This window comes from Acidimicrobiales bacterium, from assembly GCA_035533095.1.
In the GTDB taxonomy this organism is placed as follows: domain Bacteria; phylum Actinomycetota; class Acidimicrobiia; order Acidimicrobiales; family Palsa-688; genus DATLUM01.
In genome coordinates this window covers 16479-32187 of the sequence record DATLUM010000056.1, presented here as the reverse complement: position 1 = coordinate 32187, position 15709 = coordinate 16479, and the positions used below count along the sequence as shown (strand labels likewise).

Annotated in this window: 16 protein-coding genes; 9 read left to right on the top strand and 7 right to left on the bottom strand. The window is 68.0% G+C overall.

Annotation, left to right across the window (positions count from 1 at the left end; genetic code table 11):
- Positions 1 to 2: 2 nt before the first annotated feature.
- Positions 3 to 1028, top strand: a complete 1026-nt coding sequence (gene dmpG / locus VNF71_07460) for a 4-hydroxy-2-oxovalerate aldolase (protein ID HVA74388.1) — start codon at positions 3 to 5, stop codon at positions 1026 to 1028.
- A 31-nt stretch (positions 1029 to 1059) separates the two neighbouring features.
- Here the strand turns inward: dmpG and VNF71_07455 are convergent, their stop codons facing one another.
- Positions 1060 to 2637: an AMP-binding protein gene (locus VNF71_07455; protein ID HVA74387.1), complete on the bottom strand. Its 1578-nt coding sequence runs from the start codon at positions 2635 to 2637 to the stop codon at positions 1060 to 1062.
- A 43-nt stretch (positions 2638 to 2680) separates the two neighbouring features.
- Here VNF71_07455 and VNF71_07450 point away from each other — a divergent pair, with 43 nt between their 5' ends.
- From VNF71_07450 to VNF71_07415, 8 genes are read left to right on the top strand one after another with little or no spacing between them, the layout of a single operon-like run.
- On the top strand, positions 2681 to 4264 hold the full coding sequence (locus tag VNF71_07450) for a FadD3 family acyl-CoA ligase (GenBank protein HVA74386.1): 1584 nt from the start codon (positions 2681 to 2683) through the stop codon (positions 4262 to 4264).
- Positions 4261 to 5187: an SDR family oxidoreductase gene (locus VNF71_07445; GenBank protein HVA74385.1), complete on the top strand. Its 927-nt coding sequence runs from the start codon at positions 4261 to 4263 to the stop codon at positions 5185 to 5187. Before VNF71_07450 ends, VNF71_07445 begins: the two co-directional genes overlap by 4 nt.
- Positions 5184 to 5978, top strand: a complete 795-nt coding sequence (locus tag VNF71_07440; GenBank protein ID HVA74384.1) for an SDR family oxidoreductase — start codon at positions 5184 to 5186, stop codon at positions 5976 to 5978. Before VNF71_07445 ends, VNF71_07440 begins: the two co-directional genes overlap by 4 nt.
- Positions 5975 to 6412 carry a dehydratase gene (locus tag VNF71_07435; GenBank protein HVA74383.1) on the top strand — a complete coding sequence of 146 codons (438 nt, stop codon included), beginning with the start codon at positions 5975 to 5977 and terminating at the stop codon, positions 6410 to 6412. Before VNF71_07440 ends, VNF71_07435 begins: the two co-directional genes overlap by 4 nt.
- 5 nt (positions 6413 to 6417) lie before the next feature.
- Positions 6418 to 7170 carry an SDR family oxidoreductase gene (locus tag VNF71_07430; protein ID HVA74382.1) on the top strand — a complete coding sequence of 251 codons (753 nt, stop codon included), beginning with the start codon at positions 6418 to 6420 and terminating at the stop codon, positions 7168 to 7170.
- 3 nt (positions 7171 to 7173) lie between these two features.
- The gene (locus VNF71_07425) at positions 7174 to 8316 is read left to right on the top strand and encodes an acyl-CoA dehydrogenase family protein (protein ID HVA74381.1); all 1143 of its coding nucleotides are present in this window, start codon (positions 7174 to 7176) and stop codon (positions 8314 to 8316) included.
- Between the two features lie 2 nt (positions 8317 to 8318).
- Positions 8319 to 9314, top strand: coding sequence for an acyl-CoA dehydrogenase family protein (locus tag VNF71_07420; GenBank protein ID HVA74380.1), 996 nt, complete (start codon positions 8319 to 8321; stop codon positions 9312 to 9314).
- A gap of 13 nt (positions 9315 to 9327) precedes the next feature.
- Complete coding sequence (locus VNF71_07415) at positions 9328 to 10482, top strand: acetyl-CoA C-acetyltransferase (GenBank protein ID HVA74379.1); 1155 nt, start codon at positions 9328 to 9330, stop codon at positions 10480 to 10482.
- 23 nt (positions 10483 to 10505) lie between these two features.
- Here VNF71_07415 and VNF71_07410 read toward each other — a convergent pair whose 3' ends face one another.
- The 6 genes from VNF71_07410 to VNF71_07385 are packed head-to-tail and all read right to left on the bottom strand — an operon-like array spanning position 10506 to position 15672.
- A complete protein-coding gene (locus VNF71_07410) occupies positions 10506 to 11594 on the bottom strand; it encodes a nitronate monooxygenase (GenBank protein HVA74378.1) in 1089 nt (362 codons plus the stop codon).
- Entirely contained in the window at positions 11591 to 12781 is a 1191-nt protein-coding gene (locus VNF71_07405; GenBank protein ID HVA74377.1) for a lipid-transfer protein, read from the bottom strand. Before VNF71_07405 ends, VNF71_07410 begins: the two co-directional genes overlap by 4 nt.
- Positions 12778 to 13242 (bottom strand): OB-fold domain-containing protein, encoded by a 465-nt coding sequence (locus VNF71_07400; protein ID HVA74376.1) that lies wholly within the window; start codon positions 13240 to 13242, stop codon positions 12778 to 12780. Before VNF71_07400 ends, VNF71_07405 begins: the two co-directional genes overlap by 4 nt.
- A 38-nt stretch (positions 13243 to 13280) precedes the next feature.
- Positions 13281 to 14048 carry a CoA-transferase gene (locus tag VNF71_07395; GenBank protein ID HVA74375.1) on the bottom strand — a complete coding sequence of 256 codons (768 nt, stop codon included), beginning with the start codon at positions 14046 to 14048 and terminating at the stop codon, positions 13281 to 13283.
- On the bottom strand, positions 14045 to 14914 hold the full coding sequence (locus VNF71_07390; GenBank protein HVA74374.1) for a CoA-transferase: 870 nt from the start codon (positions 14912 to 14914) through the stop codon (positions 14045 to 14047). The genes VNF71_07395 and VNF71_07390 overlap by 4 nt, the downstream gene beginning before the upstream one ends.
- Positions 14911 to 15672 carry an enoyl-CoA hydratase family protein gene (locus VNF71_07385; GenBank protein ID HVA74373.1) on the bottom strand — a complete coding sequence of 254 codons (762 nt, stop codon included), beginning with the start codon at positions 15670 to 15672 and terminating at the stop codon, positions 14911 to 14913. The genes VNF71_07390 and VNF71_07385 overlap by 4 nt, the downstream gene beginning before the upstream one ends.
- Between the last annotated feature and the right edge of the window lie 37 nt (positions 15673 to 15709).

Below are 15709 nucleotides of genomic sequence, written 5' to 3'. Positions count from 1 at the left end.
CGATGCCCTACTCCGACACACTCGACATCCGCGTCACCGACACATCCCTTCGCGACGGGTCGCACGCCAAGCGCCACCAGTTCACCGAGGACGACGTGATCACGATCGTGGAAGCACTCGACGCAGCGGGCGTCCCCGTGATCGAAGTGACGCATGGCGACGGGCTGGGGGGCAGCTCGTTCAACTACGGCTTCTCGCTCGTCGACGAACGCAAGTTGATGAAGGCCGCCGTCGCGACGGCAAAGAAGGCGAAGATCGCTGCGCTGATGCTCCCCGGAGTGGGCACCAAGGACGACATCACGGCCGTAGCCGAGCTCGGCATCTCGGTGATCCGCATCGCGACGCACTGCACCGAAGCGGACGTGTCCGAGCAGCACTTCGGCCTGGCACGCGAGATCGGCCTGGAGACGGTCGGGTTCTTGATGATGGCCCACAGCCAGCCGCCGGAGATCCTCGCCAAGCAGGCTCGGATCATGGTCGACGCGGGGTGCCAGTGCGTCTACGTCGTGGACTCCGCCGGCGCCATGGTCATGGAGGACGCCTCCGACCGGGTGGCCGCGCTGGTGGCCGAGATCGGCTCGGAGGCCCAGGTTGGGTTCCACGGGCACGAGAACCTGTCGTTGTCGGTCGCCAACACCGTTCTCGCCGTTCGTGCCGGTGCGGTCCAGGTCGACGGCTCCACGCGCCGCTTCGGCGCCGGCGCCGGCAACACGAGCGTCGAAGCGATGGCGGCCGTGTTCGAGCGCCTCGGCATCCGCACGGGAATCGACGTCCTGGCGATCATCGACGCCGCCGAGGACGTCGTGCGGCCGGTCATGGACGGCGAGTGCACCCTGGATCGCCTCGCCCTCATCATGGGTTACGCCGGCGTGTACTCCAGCTTCTTGAAGCACGCCTACCGCGCCGCCGACCGCTACGGCGTTTCAGGCGCAGAGATACTCCTCGAGTGCGGCCGCCAGGGGCTGGTCGGCGGGCAGGAGGACCAGATCATCCAGATCGCCGCGGAGCTCGCGAAGCAAGCGTCGTAGGGTTGATCGGGCAGGGATCCGGCGTGGTCGACTAGTTGACCATGCGGTCGGCGCCGCCCCAGTACTGAGCCCGCAGCGCCTTCTTGTCCGGCTTGCCGAGCGGGCTGACCGGGATGGCGTCCACGAAGTCGACGGTCTTGGGAGCGGACACCGGACCCTTGCGGTCCTTTGCGAGCGCTATGAGCTCGGAATCGGCCACTTCGCTCCCCGGCTTGCGGACGACCACCGCCTTCACCGCCTCACCCCACTTGTCATCGGGAACGCCGATGACAGCGGCAGCGGACACGGAGGGGTGCGACGAGAGGACGTCCTCGATCTCCCGGGGGAAGACGTTGAACCCTCCGGTCACGATCATGTCCTTCTTGCGGTCGACGATCGTGAGGAAGCCCTCCTCGTCAGCACGGGCGACGTCGCCTGTGTGCAGCCAGCCGAACCTCAGGGCTTCGGCCGTCTGCTCAGGCTTGTTGAGGTACTCCTTCATCACGAGGGGGCCGCGAACGCAGATCTCGCCAGGGTCGCCCTGGGCGACCTCCTGGCCTTCGTCGTCGAGCAGCGCGACGTCGAGCCACGGAACGGGGCGACCGCAGGTGGAGAGTCGCTCCCTGTCGCCCGGGGTGTGCTCCTCGGTTCGCAACACCGTGATGGTCATGGGGCACTCAGCCTGCCCGTAGTACTGGAAGAAGATCCGGCCGAGTAGGTCGATGCCCTCGTCGAGACGGGTCGGCGACATGGCAGCGGCGCCGTAGTAGAGCATCTGCAGGCTCGACAGATCGGACGTCGCAGTCTTGGGGTGGTCGAGCAGCACGTAGATCATCGTCGGAACCAGCATGGTTGCGGTGATGCGGTGCTTCTCGATGGTGTCGAGCACCCTCTCGGGGTCGAAGTGGGGGAGGACGTAGAGCGAGCCGCCGCGCAGCAGTGTCGGCACGAAGAAAGCTGCGCCAGCGTGGCTGAGCGGCGTGCAGCAGAGGAACTTCAACTCGTCCGGCCACTGCCACTCGGCCATTTGGATCGTCGTCATGGTCGACATGCTCCGGTAGGTGCCGACCACACCCTTGGGCCGGCCCGTGGTGCCCCCCGTGTAGGCGATCGAATAGGGCGCGTCGGGTGCTGCGCCGGCGGGGCGCAGGGTGCGGGTACCGAAGCGGGCAGCCGCCGTCGGGACGTCCTCCGCGGCATCGGTCGGTGCCAGAGCGATAACCCGCTTGAGTCCCGGGACCTTCTCCTTGAGGGCCATGGCCCTCTCCTCGTAGGTGGAGGGGTCGTAGAACAAGGTTTCGATACCGGCGTCCTCGAGGATGTAAGAGTGGTCGTCGAGCGAGCCCATCGGGTGCAGGGCAGTGCCGCGGCAGCCGGCCACCATCCCGGCCCCGATGGCGAAGAGGACCTCGGGACGGTTCGCTGCGAGCGTCGCCGTGGGGCTCCCCTGAGTGATCCCCCATGCCTCGTACGCCTGGACCCACCTGCTGATCTCATCTGACATCTCGGCGGACGTGAGCACCCGGTCACCGAGGTAGACGGCTGGCTTGGACGGGTTCCGCTTCAATCCTCGAACCAGCAGATCGCCGCCGTAAGCGGGGCGGTGAAGATCGTCGGTTGCCGGTGCCATCGCCGTGGGTCCCCCTCGGTGTCGTCGTCTAGGCTAGAAGCTTATTCTTGTTCTTGAAGAGGCCACCACCGCGCAGACGATCCCGGCGCTCCTAGAAGCGGTCGCCGCCGCGTACCCCGAAGCCGAAGCGGTCGTCGAGGGTCAGGCCAGGATCACCTACCGCGAACTGGCGGAGCTCGCCATGGATGCCGCCGGCGCTCTGGTCTCCTGCGGGGTCGAGCCCGGCGACAACGTCGCGATCTGGGCCCCCAACTCCGCGAACTGGATAGTGGCCATGCTCGGGATCGCATGCGCCGGCTGTGTCCTCGTGCCGCTCAACACCCGGTACCAGGGTCCCGAGGCCGCTCATATCCTCAACCGCAGCAGGGCCAAGCTGCTCATCACGGTCAGCGACTTCCTCGGGCGCGACTACCGGGCCACTCTCGAAGGAGAACAGCTGCCGCACCTGCGCCGGACGGTCGATCTGGTGACCGAGTGGAGCTCGCTTCTCGAGTCCGGCCGGAAACGCGCAGCGGCCAGCGAGGCACGCCGGCGCGCGGCGGCGGTCCAACCCGGCGACACGTCCGACCTCATGTTCACCTCCGGTACGACGGGCGCCCCGAAGGGAGTCCCCCTCAAGCACGGCGCGACGATCCGTTCGTACCGCTACTACGCGCAGAACCTGGGCATCACCTTCGGGGATCGCTACCTGCTGTCCAACCCGCTGTTCCACACGTTCGGGTCCAAGGCGGGACTCGTGGCGGCGATGACAGCCGGGGCGACTCTGTTCCCCGTGCCGGTGTTCGACGCGTCGAGCGCGGCGGAGCTGATCGCGCGCGAACGCATCACCGTCTTCCCCGGGCCACCCACCGTCTACCACTCGCTGCTGGCGCTCCCGCCGGAGCGAAGGGAGCAGCTGCGGTCACTGCGCTTGGCCGTAACCGGGGCGGCCGCGGTCCCCGTGGAGCTGCTGCGGCGAATGCGCGAGGAGCTCGGGTTCGACGTCGTCCTCACAGCTTACGGGCTGACCGAGACGACCGGCCTCGTGACGATGTGCCGTGCCGGCGACCCTCCCGAGGTGGTGTCGGCTACATCAGGCCGGGCGATACCGGGGGTCGAGGTGCGCACAGTCGACGCGCAGGGGCGACCGACGCCGATGGGCGAGGCCGGTGAGATCGTCGTACGCGGTTACCCGGTTACGGAGGGCTACTTCGAGGACGAGGCGGCCACTGCGGAGACGATCGACACCGACGGGTGGCTGCACACCGGCGACGTGGGGATGCTGGACGGCGACGGCGGGCTGAAGATCACCGACCGGATGAAGGACATGTTCATCGTCGGCGGGTTCAACGCGTATCCGGCGGAGATCGAGGCAGCTCTCATGGAGTTCCCCGGTGTGGCGCAGGTAGCTGTGGTCGGCGTGCCGGACCAACGACTCGGGGAGGTCGGTCTGGCCTTCGTCGTGCCGAGGCCCGGTGAGACGGTCGTCGCCGACGCGCTCATCGACTTTGCCCGTGGACGCATGGCGAACTTCAAGGTGCCGAGGCGCGTCGAGATAGTCGCGGCGTTGCCCTTGAACGCCAGCGGGAAGGTCCTGAAGAACGTGCTGCGCCAGAAGGCGCTAGAGGAGAGAGGTGTGCTGTCTTGATCTGCGAGGGAAGGGTCGTGATCGTCACCGGTGCGGGCCGCGGCATCGGGAGAGCCCATGCCTTGGAGTTCGCCCGGCAAGGCGCTGCCGTCGTGGTCAACGACTTCGGCACGGCCCTCGACGGCGCCGGCGCGTCAGCCACGCCAGCGGAGCAGGTGGTCGAGGAGATCAGGTCTTCCGGAGGGAAGGCCGTCGCCAACTTCGACGACGTAGCTGACTGGGAGGGTTCCAAGCGGATCGTTGCCAGCGCGCTCGAGTCGTTTGGCCGGCTCGATGCCGTGGTCAACAACGCAGGATTCGTGCGGGACCGGATGTTCGCGAACGCCACGGAGGACGAGTGGGACGCCGTGGTGAGAGTCCACCTGAAGGGGCATTTCTGCGTCGCGCGCCGGGCTGTCGCGCACTGGCGTGACGAGGCGAAGGCAGGCCGGGGCAACGACGCAAGGATCATCAACACCTCGTCCGGTGCCGGTCTGCTCGGGAGCGTCGGGCAGTCCGCGTATTCCGCTGCAAAGGGAGGCATCCTGTCGCTCACCCTGGTGCAAGCGGCGGAGCTCGGCCGGTATGGAGTGACCGCGAACGCGATCGCTCCCGCCGCGCGCACCCGCATGACCGAAGACGTGTTCACCGAGACGATGAAGGCTCCAGAGCCCGGTGCCTTCGACGAGATGGCCCCGGACAACGTCTCGCCGCTGGTGGTCTGGCTCGGCTCGGCCGAGTCCGCGTGGGTGACAGGGCGGGTCTTCGAGGTCGAAGGCGGCCGAATCGGTGTGGCGGACGGTTGGCAGCACGGGCCCACCTTCGACAAGGCGGCGCGGTGGGAGCCTGGCGAGGTCGGAGCGGTTGTCAAGGATCTGCTGGCGGAAGCTCCTCCGCCGGCGCCGGTCTACGGCGCGGCACCCCCGCAGGGGTCGAAGCCTTGAGCGACACGGGTCTGGCGAAGCAGCCGGAGTACGTGTCCGGCCACGGGCTGCTCGATTCGAAGGTGGTCGTCGTGACCGCCGCGGCGGGCACGGGCATCGGGTTCGCTACCGCCAGACGCTGTGTGGAGGAAGGCGCCACTGTCGTGGTGAGCGATGCGCACGAACGCCGTCTGAGCGAGGCGGCGGATCAGTTGGCCGCTATGGCCGGGGAGCGCCCTCTGGCGATCCCTTGCGACGTAACCGACGAGGCCCAGGTGCAGGCACTCTTCGCGGCCGCAGTTGCCCGCCATGGCGGCATCGACGTGCTGGTCAACAACGCCGGCCTCGGGGGGACCGCGGACCTTGTCGACATGACCGACGAGCAGTGGGGCAAGGTCGTCGATGTGACCTTGAACGGCACGTTCCGCTGCACCCGCGCCGCCCTGCGCCACATGCGCGAACGCGGCGAAGGTGTGATCGTCAACAACGCGTCGGTGTTGGGGTGGCGCGCTCAGCAAGGGCAGGCCCACTATGCCGCGGCGAAGGCCGGTGTGATGGCTCTGACCCGGTGCGCTGCCACCGAGGCCGCGCCTTACGGGGTCCGTGTGAACGCGGTGGCACCGAGTCTCGCCATGCACCCGTTTCTCGCGAAGGTGACCACCGAGGAGCTGCTCGAAGAGCTGAAGTCGCGGGAGGCATTCGGTCGCGCGGCAGAGCCGTGGGAGGTCGCGAACGTGATCGTCTTCCTGGCGAGCGGCTATGCCAGCTACCTGACCGGTGAGGTCATAAGCGTGAGCAGCCAGCACCCATGACCATCGGGCAGGGCACTACCGGGAAGTCGGTCTTCGAGACACCCGACGAGCTGATCGGTGCCGCCGGGCGCCACCTCGGGGTCACGCCGTGGGGGACCGTTGAAGCGGCGGAGGTGAGTGACTTCGTCGACGCCACAGGTGTGCCGGCGGCGAACGGTGACGTTCCTCCGCTGATGGTGCTGTCCTTGACGAACCGCTTCCTTCCGGATCTGCTCGAGGTGCGCGGCGTATCCAGCGGCGTCAACTACGGCACGGGCGCGGTCAGGTTCCCCGCACGTGTGCGCGAGGGAGACAGGATCCGTGCCTCGGCGTGCCTGGCCGAGGCCGTGGAGGTCCCCGGCGGGGTGCAGACCACCGTCGAGATCACCATCGAGGTGGAGGGCTCGGAGGCGCCTGCGTGCGTGGTCGAGTCGTTGTCGAGGTGGATGCGTTGACCCGGGTGGGGCGGGTGGTCCTGGTGACCGGAGGCGGGCGGGGGCTCGGCAAGGGACTGGTCGAAGCGTTCGCGGAGGCCGGCGATCACGTGGTGGCCTGCGGCCGCAACCAACCTTCTGCGGGCACCCTGGCTGCGTCTTTTTTCCCATGCGACGTCCGCGATCCGGAGCAGGTGCGCAGCCTGGTGTCGGCGGTCGTCGCCGATCACGGTCGCGTCGACGTCCTAATCAACAACGCCGGCGGGACGCCCTACGCCCCGGCCGCCACCATGAGCCCGCGCCTGTTCGAGAAGGTCGTCGCGCTCAACCTGCTGGGCCCCTTCTACGTGGCGCAGCGTGTCAACGAGGTGATGCAGGCCCAAGACGACGGCGGCGTCATCATCAACATCGGCAGCACGGTCTCGATGCGCCCCTCGAAGGACGTGTCCGCCTACGTGGCTGCCAAGGCCGGTCTCGTCGGGCTTACCCGCAGCCTCGCGCTCGAATGGGCCCCGAAGGTGCGGGTGAACCTGGTGAGCCCCGGCCTGTTGCGCACGGAGCTGCTCGAGGAGACCTACGGGCAGAACCCGGGCGCCGTCGAGAAGACGGTCCCTATGCGGCGCTTCGCGACTGCACAGGACGTGGCCGCGGCGTGCCTACTCCTCTCGTCACCCGGCGTGTCGTACGTGACGGGCGCCGAGCTCGTCGTGGACGGCGGGGGAGAGGAGCCGGCGTGGCTGGGTGCGGTCGTTCGCGACGCGGGCGGAGAGGAGCTGTAGCGCGTGGATCTCACGTGGAGCCCGGAGGACGAGGCTTTCCGCGCGCAGGCTCGGGCATGGCTCGAGGAGAACGTTCCCCGGCCGGCGCTCCCGTCCGGTGACACACGCGAAGGGTTCGCGCTGCACCTCGCGTGGGAACGCCGGCTTCACGAGGATCGCTGGGCGGTCGTGTCGTGGCCTGAGCAGTACGGCGGTCGGGGCGCGTCGCTCTGGCAATGGCTGATATTCGAGGAGGAGTACTACCGCGCAGGAGCGCCGCAACGGGTCACACAGAACGGCATCTTCCTGCTCGCGCCGAGCATCTTCGAGTTCGGCACACCGGATCAGCAGTCGAGGATCCTGCCGCGCATGGCTGCCGCGGAGGACCTGTGGTGCCAGGGATGGTCCGAGCCGGGCGCCGGCAGCGACCTGGCGGGCATCAGCAGCCGGGCCGAGCGAACCGAGCGCGGATGGGCACTTCACGGCCAGAAGATCTGGACGACGCGGGGCGCGTTCTGCACCCACCTGTTCGGCTTGTTCCGAACAGACCCCGAGTCCAAGCGCCATCGAGGTCTCACATACTTCCTCGTCCCGCTCGACGCTCCGGGGGTCGAGGTGAGGGGATTCGGCCGCCTGGACGGTGACGAGGGATTCGCCGAAGTGTTCTTCGACGGTGTCGAGGTGACCGACGACGACGTGCTCGGGGGGGTGGGTCAGGGTTGGTCGGTCGCGATGGCGACCACAGGGTCGGAGAGAGGCCTGACACTGAGGTCGCCGGGTCGTTTCCTGGCGGTGGCCGACAGGTTGATCTCGCTCTACAAGGAAAAGGACGCCGCCGGCGCGGTGGCAGACCGATCGCTGCGTGAACATGTCGCGCAGGGATGGATGGAGGCGGAGGCTTACCGGCTGTTCACTCTCCAAGCGGTCACATCGATCGTCGACGGCGCCAAGCCAGGAGCAGAGTCGAGTCTCAACAAGATCTGGTGGTCAGAGATGGACGTGCGGCTCCACGATACGGCGCTCGCTCTTCAGGGCGACGATGGTGAGCTCGACGACGCGTGGATGAGGGGATACGAGTTCTCCCTGTCGGGTCCGATCTACGCCGGGACCAACGAGATCCAGCGCAACATCGCCGCCGAGCGACTGCTCGGGTTGCCGAGGGGATAGGCGTGAGGTTCGCGTTCGAGGACCACCAGGTTGCGGTCCGAGACACCGTCGGCTCGCTGCTGGAGAAGCGCTGCGACAGCGGGATGCTCGAGCGGTGCTGGGAGGTGGGCTCCGCCGAGCCGATGCTGGCGCTGTGGCGCGAGCTGGCGTCTGTCGGTGCCCAGGGGTTGCTCGCCCCCGATTCCGCCGGCGGTTCGCAACTCGACGGCTTGACGATGGCCGTGGTGCTGGCCGAGTGCGGCCGCGCCGCTCTGCCCCTGCCGGTGATGGAGACCGCAGCAGTGGCGGTCCCCCTGATCGCCGCCGCGGGCGACCCGGCGTCCGTGCTGCCCTCGATCGTCGACGGCTCGTCGATCGTGACCTTGGCGTCGGGTCCTTCGCGCCACGCACCCGCCTCCACCGTCGCCGGCTACTTCCTCGTCGCCTCCGATGGCGAGGCGGCCCTGTACCCGAGGGACCAGGTGGAGCTGGAGCCGGTCCGGTCGGTCGACCGGACTCGGGACCTCGCCGTGGTCACACCCCGGGGGGAAGGGGTTCCGATCGCGACGAAGGCGGGTGTCGACGAGCTCGCTGCTCTCGCTTCTTCAGCGGTGCTATTGGGTCTGGGCCGGGCGCTCGTGGAGACGACCGTCGCGTACGTGAAGGACCGCAAGCAGTTCGGGGTAGCGGTCGGGAGCTTCCAGGCCGTCAAGCACCATCTCGCCAACGCTCATCTGCGCACGGAGTTCGCCGCGCCGGCCGTCTGGGCCGCGTCGCACTCCTGCTATCCGGGAGAACCTGGCGGAGCAGACCGCCTCAGGATGATCTCGATGGCCAAAGCGATGGCCTCCGACGCGGCCAGCTTCGCGGCCAAGGTTGCGCTTCAGTGCCACGGGGCCATGGGCTACACCGACGACTACCCGCTGCACATGTGGCTGAAGAGGGTCTGGTGCCTGGCGGCCGCCCACGGCTCGGCAGCTGCGCACAGGTCGCTCGTCGCGACAGAATTAGGGATCTAGAGGAAGGAACCCCATGAACGAGGCTTACATCGTCGACGCTGTCCGCACGCCGGTTGGCAAGCGAGGGGGCGGCTTGTCGGGCGTGCACCCGGCAGATCTCGGCGCGGCGGCGATCAACGCGCTGATGGAACGCACCGGTGTCGACCCCGCCGCCGTTGAGGACGTCATCTTCGGTTGCGTCGACACCATCGGCCCGCAGGCCGGTGACATCGCCCGGACGTGCTGGCTGGCTGCAGGGTTGCCGGACGAGGTACCGGGCACGACCATCGACCGCCAGTGCGGTTCTTCCCAGCAGGCCGTCCACTTCGCGGCTCAGGCGGTGCTGAGTGGAACCAGCGACGTGGTGGTCGCGGGCGGGGTGCAGAACATGAGCCAGATCCCGATCACCGCCGCCATGCTCGCCGGGCAGGCCTACGGATTCGACGACCCGTTCTCCGGTTCCGAGGGCTGGAAGTCGCGCTACGGAGGCGAGGAGGTCTCGCAGTTCCGCGCCGCGGAGATGATCGCCGCGAAGTGGGAGATCAGCCGCGAGGACATGGAGCGCTTCGCCCTCGAATCGCACGAACGGGCTATCAGGGCGATCGACGAAGGGAGATTCGAAACCCAGATCGTCCCCGTCGCGGGAGTCACCGAAGACGAGGGGCCGAGGAGGGGGACGTCGCCGGAGAAGATGGCGTCGTTGCCGACGCTCGTCGAAGGCGGGCGGCTGACTGCGGCGGTGTCCAGCCAGATATCCGACGCTTCCGCGGCATTGCTGATCGTCAACGAGCGGGGCCTCGCGACTCACGGGCTGAAGCCACGCGCGCGCATCCATCACATCAGCGTCCGGGGAGCCGACCCGGTGTGGATGCTGACGGCGCCGATACCCGCGACCGCGTACGCGCTGGAGAAGGCCGGAATGAGCCTCGACGACATCGACCTGGTCGAGATCAACGAGGCGTTCGCCTCAGTCGTGCTGGCGTGGCTGGCCGACACCGGGGCCGAACACGCGAAGGTGAACGTCAACGGTGGGGCTATTTCGCTTGGTCATCCGCTCGGCGCCACGGGAGCACGCCTCATGACGACGCTGCTCGCCGAGCTCGAGAGGACCGGGGGGCGCTACGGCCTGCAGACCATGTGCGAGGGTGGCGGCCAGGCGAACGTCACCATCATCGAGCGCCTGGGCTGACCAGCCGGCTCCCGAGGCTGGGCCTAACGCTCGTCGGGGTTCGCTCTCCCGGCGAGCGAGGAGATCGTCGCGGTCGCTTCTCGGACGATCTCCTCGATCAGCTCGGAGACCGTAGGTAGCTCCTCGATCAGGCCGGTGACCTGACCGGTGGGGAGGATGCCGGCCTCGAGGCGCCCCTCCACCATGGTTGCTCGGGTGAGCATCGGCGCGTTGGCCGCCATGGCGACCTGCGCCCAGGTGAGATCCCCGTTGCGCTTCATGGCGAGCCCCTCCCTGACCAGGGCCCGCAAGGACGTGTCGGTCAGGCGCCTCAACCGCAACGCGTTGGCGACCGCCTGCATCGCCGCCGCGGGGCGGAACCTGCCTTCGAGGTGGTCGACCAGCTCGGTCCGGATCACCCGCTGTGGGGCGCCGTCGATCGAACGGGTGACGACCGTATCGGTCAACGCTGCTGCGAGATAGCGGGCCTTCACCTCGTCGGGCACCGTGCTCTCCTTGGTGAGCAGGAACCTGGTCCCCATCGCGATTCCGGCGGCACCCCACGCGAGCGCGGCGACGAGCCCCCTCCCGTCGTGAAAACCGCCGGCACCCAACACGGGCACGTCGACCGCGGCGGTGACCTTCGGAAGAAGAAGGCTCGTCGGGATCGGGCCGGTGTGGCCGCCACCCTCGTGACCCTGGGCGATCATCGCATCCACACCGAGTGCGGCCACCTTCTCGGCGTGCCGGGGTGCCGCAATCGTGGGCATGGTCACGATCCCGGCGTCCTTCAGCCTGCCGATGATCGCGGCGCTCGGGGCCTGGGCGAAGCTGGCGACCCTCACCTCCTCGCGAACCAGCAACGCCACGAACCGCTCGACGTCGGCATGGTCGCTGCGAAGGTTCACGCCGAAGGGGTTGGAGGTGCGCTCCCTCACCTCGGAGATCGCGCGCTCGAGCTGCCCGTAGGTCATCGTCGCCGACGCGAGAATTCCGAGACCGCCGGCGTTCGAGGTTGCCGCTGCCAGCCGCGCGCCGGCGACCCAGCCCATACCGGTCTGCACTATGGGGTAGCGCACCCCCAGCAGATCGCACGCCGGGGTGCGCAGGGCCCCCGCCGGGTCGAGACTCACTTGGAAAGGATCACGCAGGACCCGTGCCCGAAGAGCCCCTGGTTGATGGTGAGACCCACCTTGGCCCCCTCCACCTGGCGTTCGCCTGCCTGCCCGCGCAGCTGCCAGGTGACCTCGCAGACCTGGGCCACGGCCTGCGCCGGCACCGCCTCGCCGAAGCACGCGAGCCCACCTGATGGGTTCACCGGGACGCGACCCCCGAGGGTGGTCACTCCTTCGTGCAGGAGCTTCTCGGCCTCACCCTTTTGGCAGAGCCCGATGTCCTCGTACCAGTCGAGCTCGAGCGCAGTGGACAGGTCGTACACCTCGGCGAGCGAGAGGTCCTCCGGTCCGAGACCGGCTTCTTCGTAGGCCGCCGCGGCTATCGACTCGCGGAAGCTGAGCGCCGGCGCGGGCACCGCCGCAGCCGAGTCGGTCGCGATGTCGGGCAGATCGACCACGGTGTTGGGGAAGGTGGGGGAGACGGTGGATACCGACCTGATGCGAACCGGGTTGGCCACCCCCAGGCGGCGGGCCGCGTCCATCGACGCGAGCACGACTGCCGCCGCCCCGTCGGAGGTGGCGCAGATGTCGAGCAGTCTCAGCGGGTCCGCGACGACTGGGGACTCCATGACCTCGTCAGCGGACACCTCCTTGCGGTACCGGGCGTAGGGGTTGTGCAGCCCGTGACGGGAGTTCTTCACCTTGACAGCGGCGAAGTCGGCCGGGCTCGCGCCGTACAAGTCGATCCGCCTTCGGGCGTACAGCCCGAAGTACGCGGGGTTCGTCGCTCCGATCAGGCGGAACCGGAGCCAGTCCGGGTCGTCCCAGCGCTCACCGGCGTTCGGGGCGAGGAAGCCCTTGGGTGTGGTGTCGGCTCCGACCACCAGGGCGATGTCGCACAGCCCGGCGAGTATGCGGGTGCGGGCGGCCTCTATCCCCGCCGAGCCGGATGCGCACGCGGCGTAGCAGGTCGCGACCCTGGCGCCGTTCCATCCGAGCGCCCTGGCGATCGTTGATCCGGCGACGTAGCCGCCGTAGCCGTTGCGGACGGTTTCACCACCGACGACGAACTGCACGTCGCTCCAGGCGACTCCGGCGTCCTCGAGAGCTGCCCGGGCGGCAGCGACGCCGTAGGTGACGAATGGCTTTCCCCACTTGCCCCAGGGGTGCATCCCCGCTCCGAGGATCGCGACGTCGCCGCTCATCGAGGCTCACCCCCCCCGCCGGCTGTGGCATCAGGGGAGGTGGGCCTCCAGCGCCACACCATCTTGTCCGGCTCGTCCGCGTAATCGAGGGGCTCCACGACCAGCTCGACGGGCGCACCGACATGCAGGTGCGAGACCCCGTACCCGCTGGCTACCTGCCCGAGCACGACGAGGCGCTCCTCGGCGAGCTCGACTGCGGCGATCGCGAAAGGCTTGTACGGATCGGTCGGGGAGACGTAAGGGGCGGGGGGCTGATACTGGGCGTCGGTGTAGCTCCACACCGTCCCGGTCCGCGAAAGCGCAACGGTCTCTAGCTCGTCGCAGCTGCAGGACGGGTTGGGGCACCAGGCGCCGGTGGGCGGGAACATGTAGGTGCCGCAGCTCGGGCACTTCCTTCCCAGGAGCGCCGGTTGGTCGTCCACCGTCAGCCAACCTTCGACGGCAGGCACTCTCATCGTCATATCTCTACCTCTTCCGTCTCGTCAGTCCGGGATCCCATTCAGTCGGGTAGTTCTGTGCGGCGCAGCCCGTCGGGATCGATCACTTCCCTGATCAGCCTCAGCTCTTCCGCGCTGGGCAACCGGGTCTCCATGATGTCGGGAGCCATTGCCAGCTCGAAGCCGGTCGCTGCGACCACCTCGTCCACGGTGACCCCGGGGTGGACGCTGAGCAGCCGCATCCTGTGCGAGGGACCCCCGAAGTCGAGCACCGCGAGGTTCGAGACGACTCGGCGGAGATCGAAGAATTCGGTCGCTCCCGGCCCTGCCGCCTCCGCGCGGTCCCATCCGACACCGGTGACCACGTCGACCTTGTCCACGAACACTCTGGGGGAGTGCCCTGACACCCAGTAGCTCGTTGCGTGGTTGACGGTGTTCCCCGGAGCTCCGCGGAACCCGATCAGCTGCGTCTTGGGGGCGTGGTAGTCCGATCCGATGGCCGCGAAGTTCTGGTTGCCGTAGGCGTCGATCTGCGAGGCACCCATCACGACGTGGCGCCTGCCGGACCACACCACGTCGAACATCGAGCGGTAGGGGTTGTAGTACTCGACGATCTTTCCGTTCGGCCATGCGAACGCTTCGTCTCCTGCCACGAGAGAGGCTTCACCGTCGGTGACCATCAGGTCCGGCTCGAAGCTGGCGCGCGCCAAGCGTCCAGAGATCATCGGGATCGTCCCGATGGGGTTGGCGACGATCTCGCCATCGCCGCGGAAGCACTCGGCCAACGCGACGATGCACACCTCCGCTCGGGTGACCAGGTCGGCGATCATCGGGCGCGCACCTTCGCCTGGAACTCTTCCTCGCTCACGTCGACCCATTCCTTCTTGAAAGCGTCCCACGCCTCGGCCGACCTGGCTGCCGAGGCGTACTCCTTCTGCAGGCCCTCGTCGCGCTCGTAATCCGGTACGCACGAAGTGAAAAGCGCACCGCCCGCGCGCTCGACCACGCCATCGACCATCATCCTGGCGATGCGGAGGCGAAGCTCGGTCCCGGCTTCTCGCGCGAGCTCCGCGGTGGGCACGACCTTCTCGACGGAGATGAAGCGCCGCGTGGGCGCAGCTCGCAGCAACAGGTCGTCGAAGTAGAGGTCGGGTCCGAGGAACGCGGCGTTGCCTCGGGCGTCGGATCGGTTTAGATGGCAAATGGCCGCATCCAGGCGGATCGCCGGTACCGCCACCAGCTCCATCTGATCCTCGTACGGGGATCGGACGGTCTGGAGCATCCGATTGTGCACCAACAGGTCACTGCCGAGGCCGACCCGGCTGGGAAGGAACGGGACCCGCCACGCCGCTGCCTGCAGTCCCAACACGAACATGCCTTCGTCCCAGGGAACGTCCTCGATCATGCCGTTCTGCCTGGCAACACGGAAATGCGGTTCGAGCGCGATCGAATCGAGCGAGACGAACGGGTACAGCGCGCGCGAAACCTTGCCTGATGCACACAACAGGCCGAGGTCGGGGCCGGCGAAGCTCACGATCGTCAGGTCGCGCAGGTCGCTGCGTGCGATCGCCCGCACGATCGACATCGGCTTGCGGCGGCTTCCCCAACCGCCGATGCCGATGGTCATGCCATCTGCAAGCTGGGCAACCACTTCTTCTTCGGTGATCACCTTGCTCATCGTCCGGGTGTCGCTCATCGGGTCGTGTCGGTGTCGCGCTTGGCGACGAACGCGTCACGGTGCTCGTCGGCAACCCCGGAGAGGTTGAGCTCGAAGGTGAAGCCCTGTTCGTAGCGGTACGAGCGCTTCACGTCCCAGAGGTCGATCCCGTTGAGCGACTCCTTCGCCGCGCGGATGACGGTCGGGGACTTGGCGGCGATCGTTTCTGCGAGCGAGGTCGCTTCGAGGATCAGATCGGAGCGTGACGTCACTTTCCAGACACTGCCGTATGAGAGAAGCTCGGCGGCTGATGCCGTCGCGGATGTGTAGACCATGGCCCGCATCTTGTGCTGGGGTACCAGACGGCTCAGATGTGTGGCGGCGCCGAGGGCCCCCCTGTCCACCTCGGGAAGGCCGAAATAGGCGTCGTCGGAGGCGACGACCACGTCGGCGTTGCCCACCAGGCCGATGCCACCGCCGAGGCAGAATCCGTGGACCGCGGCGATGACAGGGACCGCGCAGTCGTAGACGGCGGCGAACGCGGCGAAGCAACCCCGGTTGGCTCCGATCAGCGCCTCGAAACCCTCCTTGTCCTGCATCTCCTTGATGTCGACACCGGCGTTGAACCCCTTGCCTTCGGCGCGCAGGACGACGACCCTCACGCCAGGGTCGCGGCCGAGACTGGTAAGAGCCTCAGCCAGGCCGTACCACTCCGCGACCCTGAGCGCGTTGACCGGCGGGCAGTCCATCACCACCTCGGCGATTCCCTGGTCGCGGATATCCGTTCTGATCGGCAATTCGGTCCTTTCTGTGCCGGCTCTCGGTGGCGCTGAT